The sequence below is a fragment of the Kitasatospora sp. NPDC085895 genome, assembly GCF_040702125.1.
Taxonomy (GTDB): domain Bacteria; phylum Actinomycetota; class Actinomycetes; order Streptomycetales; family Streptomycetaceae; genus Kitasatospora; species Kitasatospora arboriphila.
On the sequence record NZ_JBFBJY010000007.1, the window covers coordinates 46265 to 69109 of the forward strand.

The 22845-nt window shown below is 75.1% G+C and carries 26 protein-coding genes; 22 read left to right on the forward strand and 4 right to left on the reverse strand.

Annotation, left to right across the window (positions count from 1 at the left end; translation table 11 throughout):
• Positions 1-96 precede the first annotated feature (96 nt).
• From AB0442_RS06385 to AB0442_RS06395, 3 genes are all read left to right on the forward strand, one after another.
• Positions 97-1485, forward strand: a complete 1389-nt coding sequence (locus tag AB0442_RS06385) for a family 2 encapsulin nanocompartment cargo protein terpene cyclase (RefSeq protein WP_366160974.1) — start codon at positions 97-99, stop codon at positions 1483-1485.
• 24 nt (positions 1486-1509) lie between these two features.
• Positions 1510-2391: a geranyl diphosphate 2-C-methyltransferase gene (locus AB0442_RS06390; protein WP_366160976.1), complete on the forward strand. Its 882-nt coding sequence runs from the start codon at positions 1510-1512 to the stop codon at positions 2389-2391.
• A 242-nt stretch (positions 2392-2633) separates the two neighbouring features.
• A complete protein-coding gene (locus AB0442_RS06395) occupies positions 2634-3608 on the forward strand; it encodes an alpha/beta hydrolase (RefSeq protein ID WP_366160978.1) in 975 nt (324 codons plus the stop codon).
• A 65-nt stretch (positions 3609-3673) separates the two neighbouring features.
• Here the strand turns inward: AB0442_RS06395 and AB0442_RS06400 are convergent, their stop codons facing one another.
• The gene (locus AB0442_RS06400; protein ID WP_366160980.1) at positions 3674-4243 is read right to left on the reverse strand and encodes an NIPSNAP family protein; all 570 of its coding nucleotides are present in this window, start codon (positions 4241-4243) and stop codon (positions 3674-3676) included.
• Positions 4244-4299: 56 nt separating this feature from the next.
• Here AB0442_RS06400 and AB0442_RS06405 point away from each other — a divergent pair, with 56 nt between their 5' ends.
• From AB0442_RS06405 to AB0442_RS06475, 15 genes are all read left to right on the forward strand, one after another.
• Positions 4300-5247: a YafY family protein gene (locus AB0442_RS06405; protein WP_366160982.1), complete on the forward strand. Its 948-nt coding sequence runs from the start codon at positions 4300-4302 to the stop codon at positions 5245-5247.
• A gap of 107 nt (positions 5248-5354) precedes the next feature.
• The gene (locus AB0442_RS06410; RefSeq protein WP_366160984.1) at positions 5355-6170 is read left to right on the forward strand and encodes a DUF1206 domain-containing protein; all 816 of its coding nucleotides are present in this window, start codon (positions 5355-5357) and stop codon (positions 6168-6170) included.
• A 290-nt stretch (positions 6171-6460) separates the two neighbouring features.
• A complete protein-coding gene (locus AB0442_RS06415; protein ID WP_363545353.1) occupies positions 6461-6628 on the forward strand; it encodes a hypothetical protein in 168 nt (55 codons plus the stop codon).
• Positions 6629-6705: 77 nt separating this feature from the next.
• Complete coding sequence (locus tag AB0442_RS06420; RefSeq protein ID WP_366160986.1) at positions 6706-7089, forward strand: VOC family protein; 384 nt, start codon at positions 6706-6708, stop codon at positions 7087-7089.
• Between the two features lie 105 nt (positions 7090-7194).
• Positions 7195-7551 carry a PRC-barrel domain-containing protein gene (locus tag AB0442_RS06425; RefSeq protein WP_366160988.1) on the forward strand — a complete coding sequence of 119 codons (357 nt, stop codon included), beginning with the start codon at positions 7195-7197 and terminating at the stop codon, positions 7549-7551.
• Between the two features lie 547 nt (positions 7552-8098).
• Positions 8099-8812, forward strand: coding sequence for a VIT family protein (locus AB0442_RS06430; RefSeq protein ID WP_366160990.1), 714 nt, complete (start codon positions 8099-8101; stop codon positions 8810-8812).
• Positions 8813-9515: 703 nt separating this feature from the next.
• A complete protein-coding gene (locus tag AB0442_RS06435; RefSeq protein WP_366160992.1) occupies positions 9516-10697 on the forward strand; it encodes a 4Fe-4S dicluster domain-containing protein in 1182 nt (393 codons plus the stop codon).
• Positions 10694-11149, forward strand: coding sequence for a cyclic nucleotide-binding domain-containing protein (locus AB0442_RS06440; protein ID WP_366160994.1), 456 nt, complete (start codon positions 10694-10696; stop codon positions 11147-11149). The genes AB0442_RS06435 and AB0442_RS06440 overlap by 4 nt, the downstream gene beginning before the upstream one ends.
• Positions 11146-11943, forward strand: coding sequence for an FAD/NAD(P)-binding protein (locus AB0442_RS06445; RefSeq protein WP_366160996.1), 798 nt, complete (start codon positions 11146-11148; stop codon positions 11941-11943). Before AB0442_RS06440 ends, AB0442_RS06445 begins: the two co-directional genes overlap by 4 nt.
• A gap of 2 nt (positions 11944-11945) precedes the next feature.
• The gene (locus AB0442_RS06450) at positions 11946-12779 is read left to right on the forward strand and encodes an oxidoreductase (RefSeq protein WP_366160998.1); all 834 of its coding nucleotides are present in this window, start codon (positions 11946-11948) and stop codon (positions 12777-12779) included.
• The gene (locus tag AB0442_RS06455) at positions 12776-14122 is read left to right on the forward strand and encodes a nickel-dependent hydrogenase large subunit (RefSeq protein WP_366161000.1); all 1347 of its coding nucleotides are present in this window, start codon (positions 12776-12778) and stop codon (positions 14120-14122) included. Before AB0442_RS06450 ends, AB0442_RS06455 begins: the two co-directional genes overlap by 4 nt.
• Positions 14119-14610, forward strand: coding sequence for a hydrogenase maturation protease (locus AB0442_RS06460; protein ID WP_366161002.1), 492 nt, complete (start codon positions 14119-14121; stop codon positions 14608-14610). Before AB0442_RS06455 ends, AB0442_RS06460 begins: the two co-directional genes overlap by 4 nt.
• Positions 14611-14759: 149 nt before the next feature.
• Entirely contained in the window at positions 14760-15473 is a 714-nt protein-coding gene (locus AB0442_RS06465; protein ID WP_366161004.1) for a CBS domain-containing protein, read from the forward strand.
• 31 nt (positions 15474-15504) lie between these two features.
• Positions 15505-16326 (forward strand): universal stress protein, encoded by an 822-nt coding sequence (locus tag AB0442_RS06470; RefSeq protein WP_366161006.1) that lies wholly within the window; start codon positions 15505-15507, stop codon positions 16324-16326.
• Positions 16327-16489: 163 nt separating this feature from the next.
• On the forward strand, positions 16490-16657 hold the full coding sequence (locus tag AB0442_RS06475; RefSeq protein ID WP_366161008.1) for a hypothetical protein: 168 nt from the start codon (positions 16490-16492) through the stop codon (positions 16655-16657).
• A gap of 4 nt (positions 16658-16661) precedes the next feature.
• Here the strand turns inward: AB0442_RS06475 and AB0442_RS06480 are convergent, their stop codons facing one another.
• Positions 16662-17396: a hypothetical protein gene (locus AB0442_RS06480; protein WP_366161009.1), complete on the reverse strand. Its 735-nt coding sequence runs from the start codon at positions 17394-17396 to the stop codon at positions 16662-16664.
• Positions 17397-17472: 76 nt separating this feature from the next.
• Entirely contained in the window at positions 17473-17739 is a 267-nt protein-coding gene (locus AB0442_RS06485; RefSeq protein WP_263107000.1) for a metal-sensitive transcriptional regulator, read from the reverse strand.
• A 214-nt stretch (positions 17740-17953) separates the two neighbouring features.
• Here AB0442_RS06485 and AB0442_RS06490 point away from each other — a divergent pair, with 214 nt between their 5' ends.
• Entirely contained in the window at positions 17954-19195 is a 1242-nt protein-coding gene (locus AB0442_RS06490) for a GNAT family N-acetyltransferase (protein WP_366161011.1), read from the forward strand.
• Positions 19196-19234: 39 nt separating this feature from the next.
• Here the strand turns inward: AB0442_RS06490 and AB0442_RS06495 are convergent, their stop codons facing one another.
• Positions 19235-20617, reverse strand: a complete 1383-nt coding sequence (locus tag AB0442_RS06495; RefSeq protein WP_366161012.1) for a rhodanese-like domain-containing protein — start codon at positions 20615-20617, stop codon at positions 19235-19237.
• A gap of 303 nt (positions 20618-20920) precedes the next feature.
• On the opposite strand from AB0442_RS06495, the gene AB0442_RS06500 reads away from it, so the two are divergent.
• The 3 genes from AB0442_RS06500 (at position 20921) to AB0442_RS06510 (ending at position 22814) form a co-directional block, all read left to right on the forward strand.
• Complete coding sequence (locus AB0442_RS06500) at positions 20921-21706, forward strand: sulfite exporter TauE/SafE family protein (protein ID WP_366161014.1); 786 nt, start codon at positions 20921-20923, stop codon at positions 21704-21706.
• A 74-nt stretch (positions 21707-21780) separates the two neighbouring features.
• Entirely contained in the window at positions 21781-22347 is a 567-nt protein-coding gene (locus tag AB0442_RS06505; protein WP_366161015.1) for a rhodanese-like domain-containing protein, read from the forward strand.
• A 185-nt stretch (positions 22348-22532) separates the two neighbouring features.
• Positions 22533-22814, forward strand: a complete 282-nt coding sequence (locus AB0442_RS06510) for a dsRBD fold-containing protein (RefSeq protein WP_366161017.1) — start codon at positions 22533-22535, stop codon at positions 22812-22814.
• Positions 22815-22845 lie beyond the last annotated feature (31 nt).

Consider the following 22845-nt stretch of genomic DNA (forward strand, 5'->3'; position numbering starts at 1 on the left):
CGCCCTGCCCGCCGGCACCCCCAGCACGCACCCCCCTCGGCCCCGCCCGACGTGCCCGGATCCGGGACGTTCCCACCCTTCACCAAGGAGCTACGGATGCCTGTCCCTGTGCCTCTGCCCGGCAGGGCGAGCCCGCCGTCCGCCACGTCCGGCGGCGGGGCCGGCCGGCTGCCCGGACCGCCTGCGGCCTTCCCGCCGGTCCCGGGGAGCGGGCCCGTGCCCGCTCCGGTCGCCGACCCGGTCGGCGGGACCGTGCCGCAGGGCGCCGCCGCAGCGTCGGCATCCGGACCGGTGCAGGCATCCGGCTCGGTGCGGGCACCCCACCCGGTGCGGGCACCGGGTCCGGCGCCGACGCCCGGCCCTGCGCCGGCAGCGAGCCCGGTGCTGCAGCAGATCCTGCGCGGGCCGAGCGGCCTGGGCACGGCGGGGCTGTACCTGCCCCCTCTCCAGGCGCCGACCGGACCGTCCGGCCCGTCCGCGTCCGCCGAACCGGCCGAGCCTGCGGCGGGCAGGCCCGTCCCGGGTCTCTACCACCACCCGGTCCCGGAGCCGGACGCCCACCGGGTGGAGGAGGTCAGCCGCAGGATCAAGGCGTGGGCGGTGGAGGAGGTCGAACTCTTCCCCCCGGACTGGGAGGACCAGTTCGACGGGTTCTCGCTGGGCCGCTACATGGTCGCGTGCCATCCCGACGCCCCGACCGTCGAGCACCTGATGATCGCCACCCGGCTGATGGCGGCCGAGAACGCCCTCGACGACTGCTACTGCGAGGACCACGGCGGCTCGCCCGTCGGCCTCGGCGGCCGGCTGCTGCTGGCGCACACCGCGCTCGACCCGCTCCACACGACGGCCGAGTACCAGCCGGACTGGGCGGAGTCGCTGCACGCGGACGCGCCGCGGCGCGCCTACCGCTCGGCCATGCAGTACTTCGTCCAGCAGGCCGGCCACTCCCAGGCCGACCGGTACCGGCACGACATGGCCCGGCTGCACCTGGGGTACCTCGCGGAGGCGGCCTGGGCCGAGACGGACTACGTGCCGGAGGTGTGGGAGTACCTGGCGATGCGCCAGTTCAACAACTTCCGTCCCTGCCCGACCATCACCGACACCGTGGGCGGCTACGAACTCCCGGCGGACCTGCACGCCCTGCCCGCCATGCAGCGGGTCATCGCGCTCGCGGGGAACGCGACCACGATCGTCAACGACCTGTACTCGTACACCAAGGAGCTGGCCGGCCCCGGCCGACACCTGAACCTGCCCGTGGTGATCGCCGAGCGCGAGGACTGCTCCGTCCGCGAGGCCTACCTGAAGGCCGTCGAGGTCCACAACGACCTGATGCACGCCTTCGAGGCCGCGGCCGCCGACCTCGCCGCCGAGGTCCCCCATCCCGTGGTGCTGCGCTTCCTGCGCGGCGTCGCCGCCTGGGTCGACGGCAACCACTACTGGCACCAGACCAACACCTACCGCTACAGCCTGCCCGATTTCTGGTAAGAACCGGTAAGAACGGAATCATCTGTGACCAACACTCAGCTCGCCGCCGCCCCCGCCACGGCCGTGATCCCCGGCCCGGCGACTCCCTACCAGGGCGACATCGCGCGCTACTGGGACCACGAGGCCCGGCCCGTGAACCTTCGCCTGGGCGACGTCGACGGTCTCTACCACCACCACTACGGCATCGGTGACGTCGACCACGCCGCCCTCGGCGACCCCGAGGACAGCACGTACGAGAAGAAGCTGATCGCCGAGCTGCACCGCCTGGAGTCGGCGCAGACCGACGTCCTCCTGGACCACCTCGGCGCCGTCGGGGCGGACGGGACCCTCGTGGACGCCGGCTGCGGCCGCGGCGGCTCGATGGTGATGGCCCACCAGCGCTTCGGGTGCAAGGTCGAGGGCGTCACCCTGTCGGCCAAGCAGGCCGAGTTCGCGAACGGACGCGCCCGTGACCTGGGCATCGGCGACCACGTCCGCGCCCGCGTGTGCAACATGCTCGACATGCCGTTCGAGGCCGGGCAGGTCTCGGCCTCGTGGAACAACGAGTCGAGCATGTACGTCGACCTCCACGACCTCTTCGCCGAGCACTCGCGGATCCTCGGCGTCGGCGGACGGTACGTCACCATCACCGGCTGCTGGAACCCCCGGTACGGCCAGCCCTCGAAGTGGGTCTCCCAGATCAACGCGCACTTCGAGTGCAACATCCACTCCCGCCGGGAGTACATGCAGGCCATGGCCGACAACCGGCTCGTCCCGCAGGCCGTCGTCGACCTGACCCCGGCGACCCTGCCGTACTGGGAGCTGCGGGCCACGTCCTCGCTGGTCACCGGCATCGAGGAGGCGTTCATCAACTCCTACAAGGACGGCTCGTTCCAGTACGTGCTGATCGCGGCCGACCGCGTCTGAACCCGCTGAGCGGGCGGGGCCGGCGGTCCGCCGCGGCTCCGTGACGGCACCGAGAGGCTGCCACTCCCCCAGGGGGTGGCGGCCTCGACCGGTGCAGCGGCGGGAGGAGCCGACGGGCGCCGGACGGATCACCCGTTCGGCCCCCTCGCCCGAGGGCCCGGCACGCGCCCCGCACCGCACGCGGAAAGGATGGTCGCGCGGCGGCCCCTCCCGGGCCGCCCGACGACCTTACGGAGGCCCCCATGGCCACGACCTCCCGCCCGGCCGCCCCGGTCCTGGAACCGGCCGCCACCGATCTGGCGAAGGCCACCGACCCGCACCCGCGCATCTACGAACTCGCCCCGGCCGAAGGCCGCGACGCCCTGGCCGGCCTGCAGACCGGCGCCGGCGTCGACAAGCCCTCGGTCGACGAGGAGTGGCTCGACGTCGACGCCGGTGCGCACGGCACCGTCCGCACCCGCATCGTCCGGCCGGCCGGCGTCACCGGCGTGCTGCCGGTGATCTTCTACATCCACGGCGCGGGCTGGGTCTTCGGGGACGAGAACACCCACGACCGCCTCGTGCGCGAACTCGCCGTCCGCGCGAACGCCGCCGTCGTCTTCCCCGTCTACACCCGCGCGCCCGAGGCCAAGTACCCGACCCAGATCGAGCAGAACTACGCCGTCGGCCAGTGGCTCAAGGACCACGGCCCGGCCAAGGACCTCGACCCCGGCACCGTGGCGGTCTGCGGCGACTCGGTCGGCGGCAACATGTCGACCGTCTTCGCGATGATGAACGCCGAACGCGGCGGGCTGCGCCTCGCCTGCCAGGTGCTGCTCTACCCGGTCACCGACGCCGCCTTCGACACCCCCTCCTACCTGCAGTTCGCCGAGGGCTACTTCCTCACCCGCGAAGGCATGCAGTGGTTCTGGGACCAGTACACCACCGACCCCGCCGAGCGCGCCGACCTGCACGCCTCACCGCTGCGCGCCTCCGCGGAACAGCTCCGGGCGATGCCGCCGACCCTGATCATCACCGACGAGGCCGACGTGCTGCGCGACGAGGGGGAGGCCTACGCCGCGAAGCTGCGTGCCGCCGGGGTCCAGGTCACCGCGGTCCGCGTGCTGGGCATGGTGCACGACTTCATGATGCTCGACAGCCTGCGCGACACCGCCGCCAACAACGTCGCCCTGAGACTCGCCGGAGACACCCTGCGCGACGCCCTCCACGGGTGGTGAGCCGCCCCCTCGCCCGAGGGACCCCGGGCTCGCCGACGGCACCGACCGCACCGCCCTCTTCCGGTTCAGCCGACCCGGCGGCCCCGGCCACCTCGCACGGGTTCCAGCCGCAGCCGCCGCGCCGGCCAGGGCGGCGGCTCGGCCGGGCCGAACCAGACCCGGACGTCCTCGCCGGTGCGGACGGGCAGGCGGGGGAAGTCGTTCCCGGCGTGTTCGGTGCGGTGCAGCGCATGGGCCGGGCCGAGGTGCCGGGCGGCGTAGGCGTCGAAGGCGGCCGGGTCGGCGGGGTGGCAGACGGTCGCGAGCACCGTGCGGGCGGCCGGTTCGGGGGTGTAGCCGCGGCCGTTCAGCAGGAGGACGTCGTCGCTGTCGACCATGGTGGCGTTGGCCGCGTCGCGGTGCTCCCGCCAGACCGGGCCGCCGTAGAAGGCCTCCAGCGAGCGGCGCCGACGGTCCATGTCGGGGAAGGCCCGCAGCCAGACGAAGCGGTCCGGGTCGTCGAGGTCGCGGAACCGGCCGCCGACGGTGATGCCGACCGCCTGCTGGCCGGTCACGAACTCGCGTTCGAACAGCTCGATCAGGGTCTCCCGGGCGCCCGGGTGCAGGGTGTACTGGCGCAGCTCCACGATGCTCATGCGCCGCAGGCTAGGGGCACTCCCCTGACATCCCCCGTCAGGGGATACTGACCGGCATGCGTGCGAGTCGGCTGGTCTCCCTGCTCCTGTTGCTCCAGAACCGGGGACGGCTGACGGCCGAACAACTCGCCGAGGAGCTGGAGGTGTCCGTCCGCACCGTCTACCGGGACGTCCAGGCGCTCGCCGCCGCCGGGATCCCGCTGTACGGCGAGGCCGGGCACGAGGGCGGCTACCGGCTGGTGGACGGGTACCGGACCCGGCTCACCGGGCTGACGGCCGAGGAGGCGCAGGCCGCCTTCCTCGCCGCGCTCCCCGGCGCCGCCGCCGACCTCGGCCTCGGCGAGGCGCTCGCCGCCGCCCGGCTGAAGCTGCACGCCGCCCTTCCGGCGGAGGTGCGCGAGCACGCCGGGCGGGTCCAGGAGCGCTTCCTGCTCGACGCCCCGGGCTGGTACGGCGATCCGGACGACACCCCGCACCTCGCGGCCGTCGCCGCCGCGGTGTGGGCGCGGCGGGCGGTGGTCCTGCGGTACCGGCGCTGGCGGGCACCGGAGGAGATCGAGCGGCGGGTCGAACCGTACGGGCTCGTGCTCAAGGCGGGCCGCTGGTACCTGGTCGCGGGCGGGCCGACCGGGATCCGCACGTACCGGATCGACCAGATCGTCGGACTCCGCACGCTGGAGGAGGAGTTCGCGGTGCCGGACGGGTTCGACCTGGGCGGGTACTGGGCGGCCTACCTGGCGGACTTCCGGGGCCGGCTGCACACCGGCGAGGCGCTGGTCCGGCTCACCCCGGAGGGTGCCCGCCGGCTCGGGGTGCCGCGGGCGGGCGACGGCTGGACGGAGGCCCGCGTCCCCATCGAGTCGGTCGACCACGCCCACGGAGAGTTCCTGCGGCTGGGCGCCGACGTGGTGGTCATCGCACCGGCGGAACTGCGCGACCGCATCGCCGGGACGGTCCGGGCCCTGGCCGCGCAGTACGTCGGGTCCCCGGACGTGGCCGGGTGAACCGCCGGGGTGCCGTGCTGCCGGCCGGTGCGTGGAAGGCGCGGAGGGGGGCAGACGGCCGGCGGTGACCGCCCGGCCGTCGGGCGGGCCGGGAAGGGGTGGTCGGGATGGTGTCTGCCGTCCGCGGTGCGGCGGTCCGAGGCGGCCTCGGGGGCCGGGTGCTGCGCGGGGCCGGCCGTGCGGGCTTCGTCGCCAGGGGCGTGGTCTACGTCCTGGTGGGAGTCCTGGCGTTGCAGATCGCCGGGGACCGCGGCGGTGCGGAGGCCGACCGCCGGGGTGCGCTCCACCGGATCGCGGAGCAGCCCTTCGGGGCGGTCGTGCTGTGGGCACTGGTCGTCGGCTTCGCCGGAATGGCGCTGTGGCGGGCCTCGACGGCGGTGTTCGGTGAAGCCGGGGAGACGCGTACCGCCGGCCGGGTGCTCTGCGCGGGCCGGGCCGTGTTCTACGCCTTCGTCTGCTCGGGGACGCTGAGGTTCGCAGCCGGTGCCGGCGAGGGTTCGAGCAGTGACGCGGCCTCTCGTGACTGGACGGCGGCCGTGATGAGCCGTCCCGGTGGGCGGTACGTGGTGGCCGGCGCCGGTGTCGTGCTCCTGGCCGCCGGAGTCGCCATCGCCGTCCGCGCGGTGCAGCGCCGCTTCCTCAAGAAGCTGGACACCGGTTCGATGGACCGGCGCGTGCGGTCGGCGGTGACCGCGACCGGAGTCGTCGGCAATGTCGCCCGCGGGGCGGTCTTCGGGGCTGCCGGGGTCTTCGTGCTCGTGGCCGCGGTCCGCTTCGATCCGGGGCGGGCGAAGGGGATGGACGACACCCTCCGCTCCTTCGCGGACGGCGCGGCCGGTCCTTGGCTGCTCGTGGCCGTGGCAGCGGGCCTGGTCCTGTTCGGCGTGTTCTCCTTCGCCTCGGCCAGGTGGCGGCGGCTGTGAGCGACGCCCGAGGGCGCTCGCCACCGGCTTCGCGTGCCGGTGGCGGCCGTCCGAGAGGGAGCGGATCGCCCGGCACGACCTCGTGGAGGGCTCCGCGACGGTCGGGAGCGCCGGCCGCCGTGTGCCGATCCGCCCCGGTCGGCCGCGCGGTGCATCGACCGCCGCCGACTGGGCATGCGCTCCCCGCGGCCCCCGGCAGCGGGGTCCGCAGCCGGGGCCGCCCATCGGGTGACGTGCCCGCCGTCGGCGGCTCCGGGCACGGTCATCTCCTCGGACGGAGGCGGACTCCCATGGCCTGGATCCTGTTCCTGGTGCTCCTCGCGATCGTGCTCGGCCTCATCGGCGTGGCCGCGCACGGTCTGCTGTACCTCCTGTTCATCGGCATCGTCGTCCTCCTCGTCGCGGTGGCCCTCGGGGGCGCGCGCTTCCGCAGGAGCGGCCGGCGTCCCAGCCGGTAGGCGACGCACCCGGTGGACGGCCCTCCCGGCCGAAAAGCCGCTGGCGCGCGGCACGGAGATCGGCGAGGCTCGCCGGCATGGTCTCGGTGGTGCAGAACGTGGCGGTCGACTGTGCGGATGCCCACGGTCTGGCCCGGTTCTGGAGCAGGGTGACCGGCCGTCCGCTGCATCCCGACGACCGGCCGGGCGATCCGGAGGTCCGGGTCATGCTCGCCGAGGGCCCGGTCCTGTACTTCAACCAGGTGCCCGAGGCCAGGACGGTCAAGAACCGGCTCCCCCTCTGCCTGCGCCCGGAGACCTCGCGCGACCGGGAGGTCGAACGGCTCCTGGGCCTCGGCGCCACCCTCGTCGCCGACCGCCGCGATCCCGACGGCTCCGGCTGGGCGGTCCTCGCCGATCCCGAGGGCAACGAGTTCTGCGTGTTGCGCAGCGAGTCCGACCGGGCCGCGACGGCGTCCTGAGGCCCCCGACGGGCAGTGGTTGCCGAGCGTCGGGGCGGGCAGACGCTACCCGTCGCGGGGCCGCCCCGCGGCGGAGCGCGGAACTCGACGGACCGGAGGCCACCGATGATCCAGCTCGCAGACGTCCGCGAGTGGCGCCAGCACGACGTCGTCGACCAGGACGCCAAGAAGATCGGTGTCCTGGAGTCGGTCTACGTCGACACGGCGACCGACGAACCGTCCTTCGCCACGGTCACCGTCGGTCTGCCGACCCGCCACCGGCTCGTCTTCGTCCCGCTCGACGGCGCCGTCGCCGGACCCGGCTACCTGAAGGTCGCCCATCCGAAGGCCCTGGTGAAGGACGCGCCGTCGATCGACACCGACGGCGTCCTGGCCGCCGACCAGGAACCGGCCGTCTTCGCCCACTACCAGCTCGACTACTCGCCCGGGGCCGGCGGCGAACGCCGCCTCGCCCGGGGGTGACGGACCGGCCGGTGCCCCCGCGGAAACAGCGGACGGCGCGCCGCGCAGGCCGGGTGGATCGCCCGGGTGAGCGATCCGACCGGAGGAACCGGAGGCATCGGCCCGCGGACCGTCCTCGCGGGGCCGGCCCTGCGGCCGTTGCGGGAGTCCGTGAGCCGGCGGCGGCCGCGGCGCTGCGCCGTGCCGGCATCCTGAGCCGGTCGGCCGGCCTCGGCCGGTCAGCTGCCGTACGCCCGGGGCGTCGAGTGGGAGGCCGGGTCGTACCGGCTGCGCGAGCGCTCGGATCGGGGGCCTTCGCCGACGCGGCGGGCCCGCAGTCCTCGATCCGGTCGGGCTCCTCGTCCACGGGCCGGTCGGCGCGCAGGTCGCCCGGGGTCTCGGCGGAGCACGACCCGGCGCCGCGGCCCCGCGAGGGCGCACGGCCGGGTGGCACGGCCCCGGCGGTCACCGAGCGGTCATCCGGGAGCGACAACCGCCCACCGCCTGCCGATACTGACCAGGACGACTCGAACGCCCAGGTACACCCTCGACCGGGGACACCGCACGGATGACCTTCTTCGACAGGCTCGGTCCGCACCGGGAGAGCCACGCCGCCGGCCGGGCCGGGTGGCTGCGGGCCGCCGTGCTCGGCGCCAACGACGGTCTGGTCTCCGTCGCCAGTCTGATGGTCGGCCTCGCCGCCAGTGGGGCGAGCACCTCCACCGTCGTCACCGGCGGCCTGGCGGGCCTCTCCGCCGGGGCGATGTCGATGGCCGCCGGCGAGTACGTCTCCGTCAGCTCCCAGGTCGACGTCGAGACCGCCGACCGGGCCAAGGAGGCCCGCGAACTCGCCGAAGCCCCCGAGGCGGAACTCGACGAACTCACCGCCATCTACGAAGGCCGCGGCGTCCCGCGCGACCTCGCCCGGCAGGTCGCCGAGGCCCTGCACGAGGCCGACCCGCTCCAGGCCCATCTGCGCGACGAGCTCGGCCAGAGCGAACACACCGCCGCCCGTCCCGTCCAGGCCGCGCTCGCCTCCGCCGCCAGCTTCCTCACCGGCGGACTCGTCCCCTTCCTCGGCCTGCTCGCAGGATCGGCCGGCGCACGCCTGTGGCTGATCGTCGCCGTCACCCTCTGCGGCCTCGCCTTGGCGGGCGTGCTCGCCGCCCTCGCCGCCGGCACGGCCGTCCTCCGCCCGACCCTGCGCGTCGTCATCGGCGGCGGACTCGCGATGGCCGTCACCGCAGCCGTCGGCCAGCTCGCCCAGGTGTCCGGCGTGTGAGCCCCCGGGCACCACACGGCGAGAGCAGCCGACCGGCCGGGGGCGGCCCCGAGCGCCGACCACCTCCTGGCCGGGGCGGTGCCGGTCGACGTGCCGCCGCCCTCACCACCCGACCGACGACCGGGCCCACAGCCACTCGGGGACGGTGGGGGCTGGGCGGCGGACCACCGGAGCGGTGGTGACCGTACTGCGCGGACGGTGGTTGCCACCCGCAGTGTTCGTCGTCGCCGTGGCCACGCTCATCGCCTCCCTGACGTGGGTCACCGGTGGCACCGGCGCCTCCCCGTGGCGGGCCGGCCCGGGCATGATGACTGGTCCCGCGTCCACGGGCAGCCCCGTGCGCTCGTTCGCCGACGCCGACCGGGCCGCCGAGCGGCACCGCACCGACCGCGCTGTCACCGGCTCGCCGGTCCGCGACCGGATCCCCGAAGCACGGCTCGTCCGACCCCCTGTGGTGCAGCGCCACGCCCGCCTCCGTTGCCCGCCTTCGACAGCGATGGAACGGCCCGGTGCCCGGCGGTCGGCGCCACGCCCCGGTGGTCGCCAGGACGGGCCTCACCCTCGCAGCCGGGTCGGGCCCGTGGAGGGATGCGGGATGCGGCCGTCCGGGCGTATCCCGTGGTGTCCGGCGGCGGCCTCCCGCTCGTGGGAACCGATCTGTGCGACAGATGGAAGCGGACGGCGGCCGAGGAGGGCACACGACATGACGGCGCGCAGCGGTGCCCCTCGCCCGGCGGCCGAAGGCGGTGTCATCGGCATCGACGGCCTGGCGGCCCTGGTGGACGTGCTGCTGGACCGGGGCTTCACGGTGGTGGGGCCGACCGTGCGGGACGGGGCGATCGTCCTCGACGAGCTGGCCTCCGCCGATCAGCTGCCCTACGGCTGGGGCGTCGAGTTGGAGGCCGGGTCGTACCGGCTGCGCGAGCGCTCCGACCGGGCGGCCTTCGCCAACGCGGCGGGCCCGCAGTCATGGAAGTCCTACCTGCACCCGGCGAGGGTCCGCCAGTGGCGGGCCGACCGGTCGGCGGGCGGACCGGCGGTGGAGTCGGACGAGCCGGTGCCGCACCGCTTCGCGTTCCTCGGGGTGCGCCCGTGCGATCTGCGGGCCATCGCCGTCCAGGACCGCGTGCTGGTCGGCGGCCGGCACCGCGATGCGGTCTACGAGGGACGGCGGACGGGGGCGTTCCTGGTCGCGGTCGAATGCACCGAGCCGGGCGGCACCTGCTTCTGCGTGTCCATGGGCACCGGCCCGGCGGCCGGCCCCGGCCACGACCTCGTCCTGACCGAGGTGGCGGACTCGGCGGGGCACCGGTTCTGGATCCGCAGCGGGAGCCCGGAGGGCGCCGAGGTCCTCGCCGCGCTGCCGCTGCGGCCCGCCGACGCACGGACCGTCGGCGCCGCACGCGAGGGCGTCTCCTCCGCGGCGGGACGGATGGGCCGCAGCATGCCGGAGGTGGACCTGCACCGGCTGATGGCCGGCACGCTGGACGCCCCGCGCTGGGACGAGGTCGCCGAGCGCTGTCTGACGTGCGGGAACTGCACGATGGTCTGCCCGACCTGCTTCTGCACCACGACCGAGGACGTCACCGACCTCACCGGCGACCACGCCGAGCGCTGGCGGGTGTGGGACTCCTGCTTCGACCTCGACCACTCGTACCTGCACGGCGGCCCGGTGCGCGCGTCCGCGCCGAGCCGCTACCGGCAGTGGCTCACCCACAAGCTCGGGACGTGGTGGGACCAGTTCGGTTCCTCCGGCTGCGTGGGCTGCGGGCGGTGCATCGTCTGGTGCCCGGTCGCGATCGACATCACCGAGGAGGCAGCGGCCCTGCACGACTGGGCCGGGCTGCGGGCCGACTCGGGCGGAGACGGGGACGGGCGGTCGTGACCCAACCGGAGCCACTGCTGGACGGCCTGTCCGACCTGCACCGGGCCCGCCTGCTCGGACTCGCGGACGACCGCGAATTCCCCGCGGACAGGCGCCTGTTCGACGAGGGCGGGGCAGCCGACCGGTTCTGGCTGCTCCGCTCCGGCGAGGTCGCCCTCGATCTGCACGTGCCCGGGCGCCGGCCACCGGTGGTCGAGACGGTCGGCGCCGGCCAACTGCTCGGCTGGTCCTGGCTCTTCCCGCCGTACCGCTGGCACCTCGGCGCCCGGGCTCTCGGCCCGGTCTCCGCGTGGGAGTTCCCCGCAGGGCGGGTGCGGGCGCTCTGCGAGGCCGACCCGGAGTTCGGCCTGCGGCTGACCGTGCACTGCGCCGCCGTGATCGCGGAACGGCTCCAGGCCGCCCGACTGCGCCTGGTGGACCTCTACGCACCGGACGGAGGCGGTCCGCCGTGAGCACCGTACCCGTCCCGTACCGGGTGCTCTCGTCCCGGCCGGAGACCTCGGACTGCGTCTCGCTCACCCTCGCCGCGGACGGCGCGTCCCTGCCGGCCTTCTCCCCCGGGCAGTTCGCGATGGTGTACGCCTTCGGCGTCGGCGAGGTACCGATCTCCGTCAGCGCCGTCGGCGACCGGACGGTCACCTTCACCGTCCGCGCGGTCGGTGCCGTGTCGGCAGCGATCTGCCGATCCGCTCCCGGCGGCGCCCTCGGGCTGCGCGGCCCGTTCGGCACCGGCTGGAACCTCGACGGGACGGACGGCTCCGATGTCCTGGTGGTCGCCGGCGGCCTCGGACTGGCGCCGCTGCGGCCGGCCGTGCACCGGCTCCTGGGCGGGGCCGGGCGCCTCACCGTCCTGGTGGGGACACGCACCCCGGCGGACCTCCTCTTCCCCGGCGAACTCGCCCGCTGGAGCGACCGGTGCCGGGTGGAGGTGACGGTGGACCGGCCGACTCCGCAGTGGCGGGGCAGCGTCGGGGTGGTGACCGCCCTGCTCGACCGGGTGGCCGTCGGGGCGGGCACCGCAACCGCCCTCGTCTGCGGGCCGGAGGTGATGATGCGGCGCACCGCGGATGCGCTGCTCGCACGCGGCATGCCGCCCGAGCGCATCCAGATCTCGCTGGAGCGCAACATGCGCTGCGGAACGGGACACTGCGGCCACTGCCAGCTCGGACCGCTGCTGCTCTGCCGCGACGGCCCGGTGGTCGACTGCGCGGTCTCCCGACGACTGCTCGCGGTGAGGGAGCTGTAGACATGGACGATGCCGACCGGCCGACCCTGGCGGTGTGGAAGTTCGCCTCCTGCGACGGCTGCCAGCTGACCCTCCTCGACTGCGAGGACGAACTGCTGCCGCTCGCCGGGCGGGTGAGCATCTCCCACTTCCTGGAGATGAGCAGCGCGGAGGGTACGGGCTCCCGGGGTCCGGCCGGCCTCGAAGGTGCAGGGCCGTACGACCTGTCGCTGGTCGAGGGCTCGATCACCACGGACGAGGACGCCCGGCGCATCCGGCGCATCCGCGCCGTCTCCCGCCGCCTGGTGACCATCGGCGCCTGCGCGACGGCCGGCGGTGTGCAGGCGCTGCGCAACTTCGCGGACGTCGCCGAGTTCCGCTCCGCCGTCTACGCCCGCCCCGAGTACATCGCCACCCTCGGCACCTCCACCCCGATCTCGGCACACGTCCCGGTCGACTTCGAACTGCGCGGCTGCCCGATCGACCGGCGCCAACTGATCGAAGTGATCACGGCGTACCTGGTGGGCCGCAAACCGGGCGTCCCGGCGCACAGCGTCTGTTACGAGTGCAAGATCCGCGGCACCACCTGTGTCACCGTGGCCCACGGCACGCCCTGCCTCGGCCCGGTCACCCACGCGGGGTGCGGGGCGATCTGCCCCACGTACGGGCGCGGCTGCTACGGCTGCTTCGGCCCGGTGGCCGACCCCAATCTGGCGTCGATGGTCCGCCAACTCGGCCGGGACGGCATGTCCGAGCTGGACGTCGTCCGCGTCTTCCGCACCTTCAACGCCGCGGCGCCCGAGTACGGTCCGGTGCCGGAGATCGCCGAAGGGCTCGGCGGGGAGGAACCGCAGTGAGCCACGGGTCGTCGCGGGTCCTGCGGTTGGACGCCCTGGCCAGGGTGGAGGGCGAGGGCGCCGTCCGGCTGCGCCTGAAGGGGCAGGAGGTCGTCACCGCCGAGCTGCGGCTCTACGAGCCGCCCCGCTTCTTCGAGGCCTTCCTGGTCGGCCGGGGACACACCGAGCCCCCGGATCTCACCGCCCGGATCTGCGGGATCTGCCCGGTCGCCTACCAGATGACGGCTTGCCAGGCGGTCGAGGCGGCCTGTGGGACCACCGTCGACGGACAGCTCGCGCGACTGCGCCGGCTGCTGTACTACGGCGAGTGGATCGAGAGCCAGTCCCTGCACGTCCACCTGCTGCACGCCCCCGACTTCCTCGGCTGCGCCGACGCCGTCGAGGTCGCCCGCGGACACCGGACGGCCGTCGAGCGGGGGCTGCGGATCAAGCAGGCGGGCAACGCGGTGGTGGAGGTGCTCGGCGGGCGCCCGATCCACCCGGTCAACGTCAGGGTCGGCGGCTTCCACCGGACCCCGTCACGGGCGGAACTCGACCCACTGGCCGAGCGGTTGCGCCGGGCGCGGGACGAGGCGCTGGAGGCCGTGGGCTGGGTCGCCGGGTTCGACTTCCCGGAGGCCTCCTTCGACGGCGAGTTCCTGGCGCTGCACGACCCGGGCGGTTACGCGATCGACTCCGGCGAGCCCGCCGTCCTGCCGCCGGCGGGGAGCCCGGGCGGGCCGCGGCGCCTTCCCGTCGAGGAGTTCGAGCACCGCGTCGTCGAGGAGCAGGTGCCCTACTCGACGGCGCTGCAGTCGCGGCTGGACGGCCGCCCGTACCTCACCGGCCCGCTCGCCCGCTACGCGCTCAACGGCCGCTGGCTCCACCCGGCGGCCGCGGAGGCGGCGCGCGGCGCGGGACTCGGCGATCCGACCCGGGGGGACCCCTGCCGCAACCCGTACCGCAGCATCGTCGTACGGGCCGTCGAGGTGGTGCACGCCCTGGAGGAGGCCCTGCTGATCATCGAGAGGTACCGGCCGCCGGAGCGGCCGTACATGGAGGCGCCTGCACGGGAGGCCGTCGGCTGCGCCGCCACCGAGGCGCCGCGCGGCCTGCTGTACCACCGCTACGCGCTCGGCCCCGACGGAACCGTCACCCGGGCCCGGATCGTGCCGCCCACCGCACAGAACCAGGCGGCGATCGAGGAGGACCTCCGCCGCCAGGTCGGGGCCCGGCTGGCGCGGTCCCCGGCCGCCGTCGGGGACGGGGAGCTGGCGGCGCTGTGCGAGCGGGCCGTCCGCAACCACGACCCGTGCATCTCCTGCGCCACGCACTTCCTCGACCTCAGCGTGGAGCGGGAGTGACCGGCCGGGTGGTGGTGATCGGGGTCGGCAATCCCTTCCGCCGCGACGACGGCGCCGGGCCGGCCGTGATCGAGTCGCTGCGGGCGCGCGGTGCGCCGGCCGCCGTGCTCGCCCTGAGCGACGGGGACCCGGGCCGGCTGCTGGACCTGTGGGGTCCGGCCGACACGGTGGTCCTCGCCGAGGCGGTGCGCTCCCCCACCGGCCGCCCCGGCCGCCTGCACACCCTCCGGGGCGGACGGGCGGCCTCGCTGGCGGCCGCGACGGCCAGCACCCACGGGCTGGGCCTCGCGGAGACGGTGGCCCTGGCCGCCGCCCTCGACCGGCTGCCGCGTGCACTGGTCGTCCACGCCGTCGAAGGCGCGGACTTCGCCCCCGGGCTCGGCCTCACCGACGCCGTCCGGGCTGCCCTTCCCGCCCTGGTGGGGCTGGTGGCCGGCTCCGTGCGGGCCGCCTGCGGGGCGGTGCCGCCGGTCGGCGACCTGCGGTGATGCCCGACCGTCGCGGCCGGGACGTTCTCCGCCGGGGACGGGGCCACCCGGCCCCGGCGGAAACCGCCACGGGGACCGAGACTGGAGGTGCCGTACCGTGGCCGAGCGTGCCGGGCCGGAGTGCCGGTCCGTCCGGAGAGGAGCACACCGTGCAACTCCGCACCGTCGAGGACGTCATGACCCACGACGTCGTCGCGGTCCGTCCCGAGACCGCGTTCAAGGTGATCGTGGGACTGTTCCACCGCCACGCCATCACCGCGGTGCCCGTGGTCGACTCCGGCTACCGCCCGGTCGGCATCGTGTCCGAGGCCGACCTGATCCGCGAGGAGGCGGCCCTGCCGGACGAGGACGCGTCGCGTTCCCGCCGGTTCCCGTCGCACGCCCCGCACCGGACGGACGGGGGGACGGCCGAGTCCTTGATGACGAGCCCGGTGGTCACCGCGCGCTCCGGATGGAGCCTGGTCGAAGCAGCCCGGCTGATGCACCGCAGGAAGCTCAAGCGGCTCCCCGTGGTCGACGCCTCGGGCCGGCTCACCGGCATCGTCTCCCGCAGCGACCTGCTCAGCCCCTTCCTCAGGCAGGACGACGACATCCGGGAGGAGATCGAGCGGGAGGTGCTGCTGGACGCCCTCCGACTCCCCGCGGACGCCGTGCACGTCACCGTCGACGACGGTGTGGTCACCCTGCGGGGCGCCGTCGGACGCAAGAGCCTCGTCCCCGTCGTCGAGGGCATGTGCCGCTCCCTCGACGGGGTGGTCGCCGTCCGGCAGGAACTGGGCCACCGCATCGACGACACCGGTGCCACCGCCGCGCCGCCCGCCGTTCGAGCCGCGCCCGGCCCTCACCCCGCCGCCCGGCCGTGAGCGGGCCTGCGGCCGCGGACAGGAGTGAACCGTGCACGAGGAGATCGCCGTCGGACTCGACGGCTCACCCGGAAGCAGGTCCGCCGCGCACTGGGCGGCCCGGGAGGCCCAGGTGCGGGAGGTGCCGCTGCGGCTCTTCCACGTGTGGGTCCTGCCGCCGATGACCGCTCAGCAGACCGCCCGGGAGGGCGAGCAGGCGCTCGCGGGAGAACGTCTGCTGCAGCACATGGAGAGCGAGTTGCGGGAGCAGTACCCGGATGTCCTGGTCCTGACCCGACTGGTGCCCGGCGAGTCCCCCGCCGAACTGCTGCCCGCCGCACGCGGGGCCGCACTCCTGGTGGTCGGATCCCGCGGGCTGGGCGCCGTACGCGGTCTGCTGCTCGGGTCGGTGGCCCTCCAGGCGGTCTCCCGCTCCGAGGTGCCGGTGGTCCTGGTCCGCGCGCCCGTGAGTGCGGCCGCCCCGCGGGAAGCGGCCGCACTCACGGGCGCGGTCGTGGCGGGCGTGAGTCTGCGGCCCGGACACGAGACCGTCCTGGAGTTCGCCTTCGCCGCGGCGGAACGCCACGGCGCGCCCTTGCTCGCCCTGCACGCGGGCGCCGGCGGACCACCGGACCGGGATGCGCTGACCGCAGCACTGCTGCCGTGGCGCGAGAAGCACGCCGGGGTCCGGGTGGTGGAGCGGTGTGTCCCGGACGGCCCGGCCCGCGCACTGGCGACGGGCACCGAACGGGCCCGGCTCGTCGTGGTCGGCAGGGGCGGACACCGCAGCGGCCCGACGCCCCGGATGGGGCCCGTCGCACATGCCGCCGTCCACCGCGCGCCCTGCCCGGTGGCCGTCGTCCCCCGCACCTGAACGCCACGGTCCGCGCGGACTCCGGGGCACGGGCCGCCGGCCGCGGCCGACGGGCAGGCGGTCGTCCTCGCCGGCGCGGCGGGCGGACCGCTCACGGCTTTCATACCCCAGGGGGTATCATCGGGACGGCAAGGACCAGTGACGTGAGACCGGGAGTTCCACCATGTGCCGACGGACGACGTGCCGCACCTGCGGCAAGGCCACCTACGCGGGGTGCGGGATGCACGTCGAGCAGGTTCTGGCCGGAATCCCCAAGGCGGACCGCTGCACCTGCAACAGGGCCGCCGGGAGCGGCCGCGGATTCCTGGCCAGGCTCTTCGGCCGCAGCTGAAGCGTCAGGCTTCGTCCCGCAGCTCCGCCACCCGGGCACCGAAGGCGCGCCAGCGGCGCTCGTTGTCGTGCACGAGCGCGGCCGACTCACTGAGCAGGTCCGCGGCACGGGCGACCAGCTCGGCGGCGGAGTAGAGCCGCTGCGGACCCGCCGGCCCCTCGGCGAGGTCCGCACGGAGGGCCGCCGGCCGGAGGTCGACCCGTTCGAGGATCTCCGCGGCCCGCCGCAGCAACAACCCGGCCAGGTCGGCATGGTGGGCCGCCTGCCAGTCGTCGGCGATGATGCGGTGCCGCTCGCCCAGCAGGTCCGCGAAGCCGGGGAGGTCGAGCAGCGCCCGCACACTGTCCCACGACGCCTGCATCGCCTCGGCGAGCCAGCGGGCACCCGACCCCAGGTCGTCCGCGGTCCGCACGAGATCCCGCTTGAGACGGGCGAGTTCGACCGGCTCGCCCTCGCCCTCCATGAAGAGGACACCGCGGAGCTGGATGCCCGCCGGCGAGGTGAGGTCCTCGGCGCCTTCGAACGGGTTCAGCGGCGAGGGCGTTGCCGGCCGGACCACGGACCAGCGGTCGGCCAGGGCCAACAGGGTCCTCGCGTCGCGTTGGAGCAGCACGGCCTGCTCCCGGGGCGCCGAGGCGTAGAACTCCTCGTGCTCACGGTGGAACCGCGCCAGGTTCGCCATCGTGTCGAGCAGCGCGGGCGGTGGGCGGCCCGGGCCGGGCGAAACGCTCCCGTTCATGCCCCCATCGTCGCGCGCCGCCCGACGGACGGCCTGCCGGGCACCCTCCGCGACGGCCGCCCCGCGGCAGCACCGCTCAGGCGAGGGCGAGGAAGAGCTTCTCGAGTTCGGCCTCGGTCATCGGCGGGGTGTCGCCGTCGGCCGCGGCCATGCACTGGCGCATACCGCTGGCCACGATCTTGAACCCGGCCCGGTCGAGCGCGCGGGAGACCGCGGCGAGCTGGGTCACGACGTCCTTGCAGTCGCGCCCGGCCTCGATCATCGCGATGACCCCGGCGAGTTGGCCCTGGGCCCGGCGGAGGCGGTTGAGGACCGCACCGACCGAATCGTCGTCGACCTGCACTGCTGCACCTCCACTACGTATCGCGTGAAAAGCCCAGTGTACCCCGTGGGGTATCCATGCGGAGATCACCACCGTCGGACGGCACGGCCCTGCCGCCGGGTCCGGGCCCGTTCGCCCCGGGTGAAATCCGGTTGACCACGGACCGCCGTACGGCTGCACTGTGGCGGGGCACCACATCGCCGTGGTGCCGGTACCCGGGGAGGCAGCGCCAGCCATGGAGATCCGTCCCACCGACGACCAGGACCTGGACGTCTTCGTCGACACGCTCCACGCCGCGTTCGGGCGGTTCCCGGAGACCCCCGTCGACGGCGGCGGGGTCTGGTGGGCCGCGCTGGAGATGGACCGCAACCTCATGGCCCTGGCGCCGGACGGGCGGCCCGTCGGCACCGCCGGCGCGTACTCCTTCGAGCTGACCCTGCCCGGCGGGGTCCTCGCCCCGGCCGCCGGGGTCACCGCCGTCGGCGTCCTGCCCTCGCACCGGCGCCGCGGCGTGCTCACGGCGATGATGCGGCATCAGCTCGCCGACCTGCGCGACCGCGGGGAGTTCCTCTCCGTGCTGCTGGCCTCCGAGGCCGTGATCTACCGCCGGTTCGGCTACGGACCGGCGACCTACACGGCCCGGGTGACGGTGCCGCGGCACCGTTCCGCCCTCGCGCACCGACGGGCCCCCGGAACGGCCGAGGCCCCTGCGGCCGCTCCGGTGAGCGACTCGGCGACCGACTCGATCGAGGTGGTGAAGCGCGCCGACTGCGGCGAGCTCCTCGAAGGGGTCTACGACCGGTACCGCCGCGCGCAGCCCGGCGCGCTGTCCCGGCCGCACCGCTGGTGGTCCTCCGGCGCGGGACAGCCGCCGATCGCCCCGGCGCCGCGGTACGTCGCCGTCCACCGGGACGCCGACGGCGTCCCGGACGGCTACGCGAGCTACTCGTTCGAGGCCGGGGCCCTGACCGTCGACGAGATCATCACCACCGGGGACGCCGTCACCACCGCCCTGGCCCGGTTCCTGCTCGACCACGACCTGGCCGACCGGGTCGCGTTCAAGCACGTCCCGACCGGGCATCCGCTGCGCTGGCAGTTCGAGGACTTCCGCGCCGCCGAGGTGACCGGCGACACCGACTGGCTCTGGGTCCGGCTGCTGGACGTCCCCCGGGCGCTCACCGCACGCGGCTGGTGCTCGGACGGCGAGCTCGTCCTCGACGTCGACGACCCGTTCCTCGGCGAGCGCGGCCGCCACCTGCTGACCGTCCGGGACGGCAAGGCCGACTGCGTCCCGACGGGCCGGGAGCCCGACCTGTCCCTGGACGTGAGCGACCTGGGGTCGATCTACCTCGGCGGCACCGCCCCGAGCACGCTGGTGCGCGCCGGGCACGTCCGGGCCCACCGCCCGGGTGCGGCCCTGCTCGCCGACGCCCTCTTCCGGGCCGAGCGCTCCCCGCACTGCCTGCACTGGTTCTGACCCCGCGTACGGTCGCCCGCCGGTGACGCCCACGCCGGCTCAGACCGCGGCCCGCCCGGCGGCCTGCCAGGCGCCGTAGCCGCCGAGCAGGTCGGACACGTCGGCGAAGCCGTGGTGGCGCAGCAGGCTGGCGGCGACGGAGGAGCGGTGGCCGCCGGCGCAGTGCAGGACGAGGGGCCGGTCGGCCGGGATCTCGGCGAGGCGGCCGGGCAGTTCGTTCAGGGCGATGTGCAGCGAGCCGTCCACCGCTCCCTCGGCGCGCTCGCCGCAGCTGCGGACGTCGACGACGAGCGGCGGGCGCTCGGCGGCGAGGGCGGTGCGCAGCTGGTCGACGGTGAGCCGGCCGGCGGGGGTGAGGTCGTCGGCGAACGCGGCGAGGGTGCTCCCGGGCTCGTCGAGGTGGCCGGCGGTGCGGTCGAAGCCGATGCGCGCGAGGCGGGTCACCACCTCGTCCTCGCGGCCGTCGGGTGCGACGACCAGGATCTCGGCGTCGGGCGAGAGGACGGTGCCGGCCTGTTCGGCGAAGCGGCCGTCGACGGGGACGTTGATCGCGCCGCACAGGTGTCCGGCGGCGAACTCCTGCGGGGTGCGGGCGTCGACGACGACCGCGCCCGCGGCGCGGCGGGTGCCGAACTCGTCGGCGGTGAGCGGCCGGTGGGCCCGGGCGGTGTCGAACAGGGCGCGCTCCCGGCGGTTGAGCACGGCGTCGTGGCCGAAGTAGCCGGGTGCCGCGGACTGGCCGGCGGTGACGATGGCGACGAACCGTTCCTCGCTCATCGGTGCGCAGGCGTAGTTGGTGGCGCGCTGGGCGCCGATGGTGGACTGCCGCTCGGTGGAGAGGTTCTTGCCGCAGGACGACCCGGCGCCGTGGGCGGGGAAGACCCGGACCTCGTCGGGCAGGGCCATCAGCTTGTGCTGGACGCTGTCGTAGAGCATCCGGCCGAGTTCGTCGGCGCCGGTGCCGGCGGAGGCCAGCAGGTCGGGGCGGCCGACGTCGCCGATGAACAGTGCGTCGCCGGTCAGCACGCCGTACGGGACGGTGTCCGCCGCGTGCTCGAAGACCAGCAGGCTGATGGACTCGGGGGTGTGCCCGGGGGTCTCCATGACCTGCAGGGCGACGTCGCCGAGGCTGATCCGCTCGCCGTCGGCGAGCTTGCGGATCGGGTATTCGGTCTCCGCGCGCCGCCCGTAGCCGATCCAGGCGCCGGTGCGGGCGGCCAGTTCCAGGTGTCCGGCCAGGAAGTCGGCGTGGAAGTGGGTGTTCACGACGGCCTCGACGGTGAAGCCGCGGGCCTCGGCGTCCGCGAGGTACTCGTCGACGTCCCGGCGCGGGTCGACCACGACGGCGCGGCCGGTGGTCTCGTCGGCGACCAGGTAGGACGCCTGGGAGAGGCAGTCCAGGTAGTACTGGGCGAAGAACACGTCGATCTCTCCTGACAAAAATACGGGTGGGGGTATCCCTTGCTCCCCAAGATACCCCCATGGGTATTATCGGAGGCAAGGGGCGGCGCTCATCGGCCGCCGTCGTCACGCGGCCCGTCCCCCTTCCCCCGCCAGGCCCGGCGCCGTTCCCGGCACCGGAGCGCCACGGCCCACCCGCCCTGCAGCACGACCACGGAGGCACGCCATGCTCCTGTCCCACCAGCCCCGCGCACCGCAGCCGACGCCCCCCACCGGGGCCGGGCTCCCCGTCGCCACGGCGGACGGCCTGCACGGGCGGGTCGCGTGACCGCGCTCGTGCTCGCCCTGGCCGCCGGTGCCGTCGTCGGCCTGGCGCTGGGCGGCCTCGGCGGAGGCGGCAGCATGCTCGCCGTCCCGGCCCTGATCTACCTGCTCGGCTTCACCCCCGCGCAGGCCGGCACCGCCAGCCTCCTGATCGTCGCCGTCACCTCGCTGACCGGCCTGCTCGCCCACGCCAGGGCCGGGCGGGTCCGCTGGCGCACCGGCCTGCTGTTCGCCGCGGCCGGCCTCCCGGTCGCGGCGGCCGCGGGGGCGCTGTCCTCGCACCTGCCCGCCGCCCTGCTCACCGTCGCGTTCGCGGCACTCGCGGGCACCGCCGCCTGGCGCATGCTCGCCTCCGCCCGCAAACCGAAGGACGCCGCACGGCACCGTCCGGAGGAGATACCGGACGACCGCCCGGCCGAGAGCGGGCCGGCCCGCTCGGCCACCGCAGGAGCCGGCCTCGGCGCCGTCACCGGCCTGCTGGGGGTGGGCGGCGGCTTCCTCGCCGTCCCCGCGCTGGTCTCCGTCCTCGCCTTCACGATGGCCGAGGCCGTCGGCACCAGCCTGCTGGTCATCTCCGCCAACTCGCTGGCCGCACTCGTCCCACGGGTCGGAGCGGCCGGCTCCCTCGACTGGGCCGTCATCGCTCCGTTCACCGCCGCCGCCGTGCTCGGCGCCTGGGACGGCAAGCGTCTGGCCGACCGCTTCAGCGGCCGCGCCCTGCAGACGGCCTTCGCCGTCGCGCTGCTCGCCGTCGCCGCCCTCATGCTCGTCGACGCCCTGCGCTGACGAACCCCCGTGCTCCGCCCGGTGCCCCCGCCCGGGCGGCCCGCCCCGCTGTCCCGGAAGGACTCCCCCGCACCATGACCACCCCCGTGACCGTCGCCCAGCTGCACCCCCGCCTCGCCGAGTTCACCGTCGTCGACGTCCGCTCCCCCGGCGAGTACGCCGCGGGCCACATCCCCGGAGCCCACAACATCCCGCTCGACCGGCTCGACGAGGCCCTGCCCACGCTGCGCGCCGTGGCCGATGGGGGCGGGATCGCCGTGGTGTGCGCCTCCGGCAACCGCTCCCGGACCGCCTGCGAGCGGCTCGCCGCCGAGGGGATCACCGCGCTCACGCTGACCGGCGGCACCTCGGCCTGGGCCGGCGGCGGCCACCCGCTCGACCGGGTCGCCGGCGCACCCGCCGTGTGGGCCATGGACCGGCAGGTCCGCCTGGTCGCCGGCGGCCTCGTCCTCGCCGGTGTGCTGGCGGACCTCGTGCGGCCCGGCGCCCGCTGGATCCCGGCCGCGGTCGGCGCCGGGCTCGCGTTCTCCGCCGTCACCAACACCTGCGCCATGGGCAACCTGCTCGGCAGGCTGCCCCACAACCGCTCCCGCCCGGCCGGCACCGATCTGGCCACGACCCTGGCCGGTCTCCGCGGCTGACCCCGCGGGGACCGGGTCCCGGGGACCGGCGTCCCGTGCCCGTCCGTCCAGGGGATCAGGGTCGAACGGCCCCAGCGCCGGACCGGTTCCCCGGCCGACGCTGGTGGTACGGGCGCAGGCGCAGCGACCCGCACGGCGGGTCACGCACCCCACCCGGCCGCATGCCCGGAGGAGGCGACGGAGCGATGACCGGAGGACCGGCCCACACGCCGATGCACACCAAGACCTGGACCCTCAAGCTCGACCTGTTCGAGGCGGGGGACACGACCACCGCGCACGGCGTGCTCGACACCGGCGACAACGTCCTGCAGAGCCGGAGCAGTGCCCGTCGCAACCCGCAGGACGCCGCCGTGCCCGAGATCGGCGACGAGTACGCGGCCGGGCGCGCCCTGATGGAGCTGGGGCATCAGCTCCTGGTCGCGGGCATGCACGACGCCGCCGCCAACACGCCCGCGGCCGGCAGCTGACCGGCGGAGCGCGGGAAGAGAGGAGCGAACC

Bases quoted from the DNA above. Each gene is read 5' to 3' on its own strand.
- AB0442_RS06385 (WP_366160974.1), top strand. From the start codon at position 97: ATGCCTGTCCCTGTGCCTCTGCCCGGCAGGGCGAGCCCGCCGTCCGCC.
- AB0442_RS06395 (WP_366160978.1), top strand. From the start codon at position 2,634: ATGGCCACGACCTCCCGCCCGGCCGCCCCGGTCCTGGAACCGGCCGCC.
- AB0442_RS06400 (WP_366160980.1), bottom strand. From the start codon at position 4,243: ATGAGCATCGTGGAGCTGCGCCAGTACACCCTGCACCCGGGCGCCCGG.
- AB0442_RS06405 (WP_366160982.1), top strand. From the start codon at position 4,300: ATGCGTGCGAGTCGGCTGGTCTCCCTGCTCCTGTTGCTCCAGAACCGG.
- AB0442_RS06410 (WP_366160984.1), top strand. From the start codon at position 5,355: ATGGTGTCTGCCGTCCGCGGTGCGGCGGTCCGAGGCGGCCTCGGGGGC.
- AB0442_RS06415 (WP_363545353.1), top strand. From the start codon at position 6,461: ATGGCCTGGATCCTGTTCCTGGTGCTCCTCGCGATCGTGCTCGGCCTC.
- AB0442_RS06420 (WP_366160986.1), top strand. From the start codon at position 6,706: ATGGTCTCGGTGGTGCAGAACGTGGCGGTCGACTGTGCGGATGCCCAC.
- AB0442_RS06425 (WP_366160988.1), top strand. From the start codon at position 7,195: ATGATCCAGCTCGCAGACGTCCGCGAGTGGCGCCAGCACGACGTCGTC.
- AB0442_RS06430 (WP_366160990.1), top strand. From the start codon at position 8,099: ATGACCTTCTTCGACAGGCTCGGTCCGCACCGGGAGAGCCACGCCGCC.
- AB0442_RS06435 (WP_366160992.1), top strand. From the start codon at position 9,516: ATGACGGCGCGCAGCGGTGCCCCTCGCCCGGCGGCCGAAGGCGGTGTC.
- AB0442_RS06450 (WP_366160998.1), top strand. From the start codon at position 11,946: ATGGACGATGCCGACCGGCCGACCCTGGCGGTGTGGAAGTTCGCCTCC.
- AB0442_RS06475 (WP_366161008.1), top strand. From the start codon at position 16,490: ATGTGCCGACGGACGACGTGCCGCACCTGCGGCAAGGCCACCTACGCG.
- AB0442_RS06480 (WP_366161009.1), bottom strand. From the start codon at position 17,396: ATGAACGGGAGCGTTTCGCCCGGCCCGGGCCGCCCACCGCCCGCGCTG.
- AB0442_RS06490 (WP_366161011.1), top strand. From the start codon at position 17,954: ATGGAGATCCGTCCCACCGACGACCAGGACCTGGACGTCTTCGTCGAC.
- AB0442_RS06505 (WP_366161015.1), top strand. From the start codon at position 21,781: ATGACCACCCCCGTGACCGTCGCCCAGCTGCACCCCCGCCTCGCCGAG.
- AB0442_RS06510 (WP_366161017.1), top strand. From the start codon at position 22,533: ATGACCGGAGGACCGGCCCACACGCCGATGCACACCAAGACCTGGACC.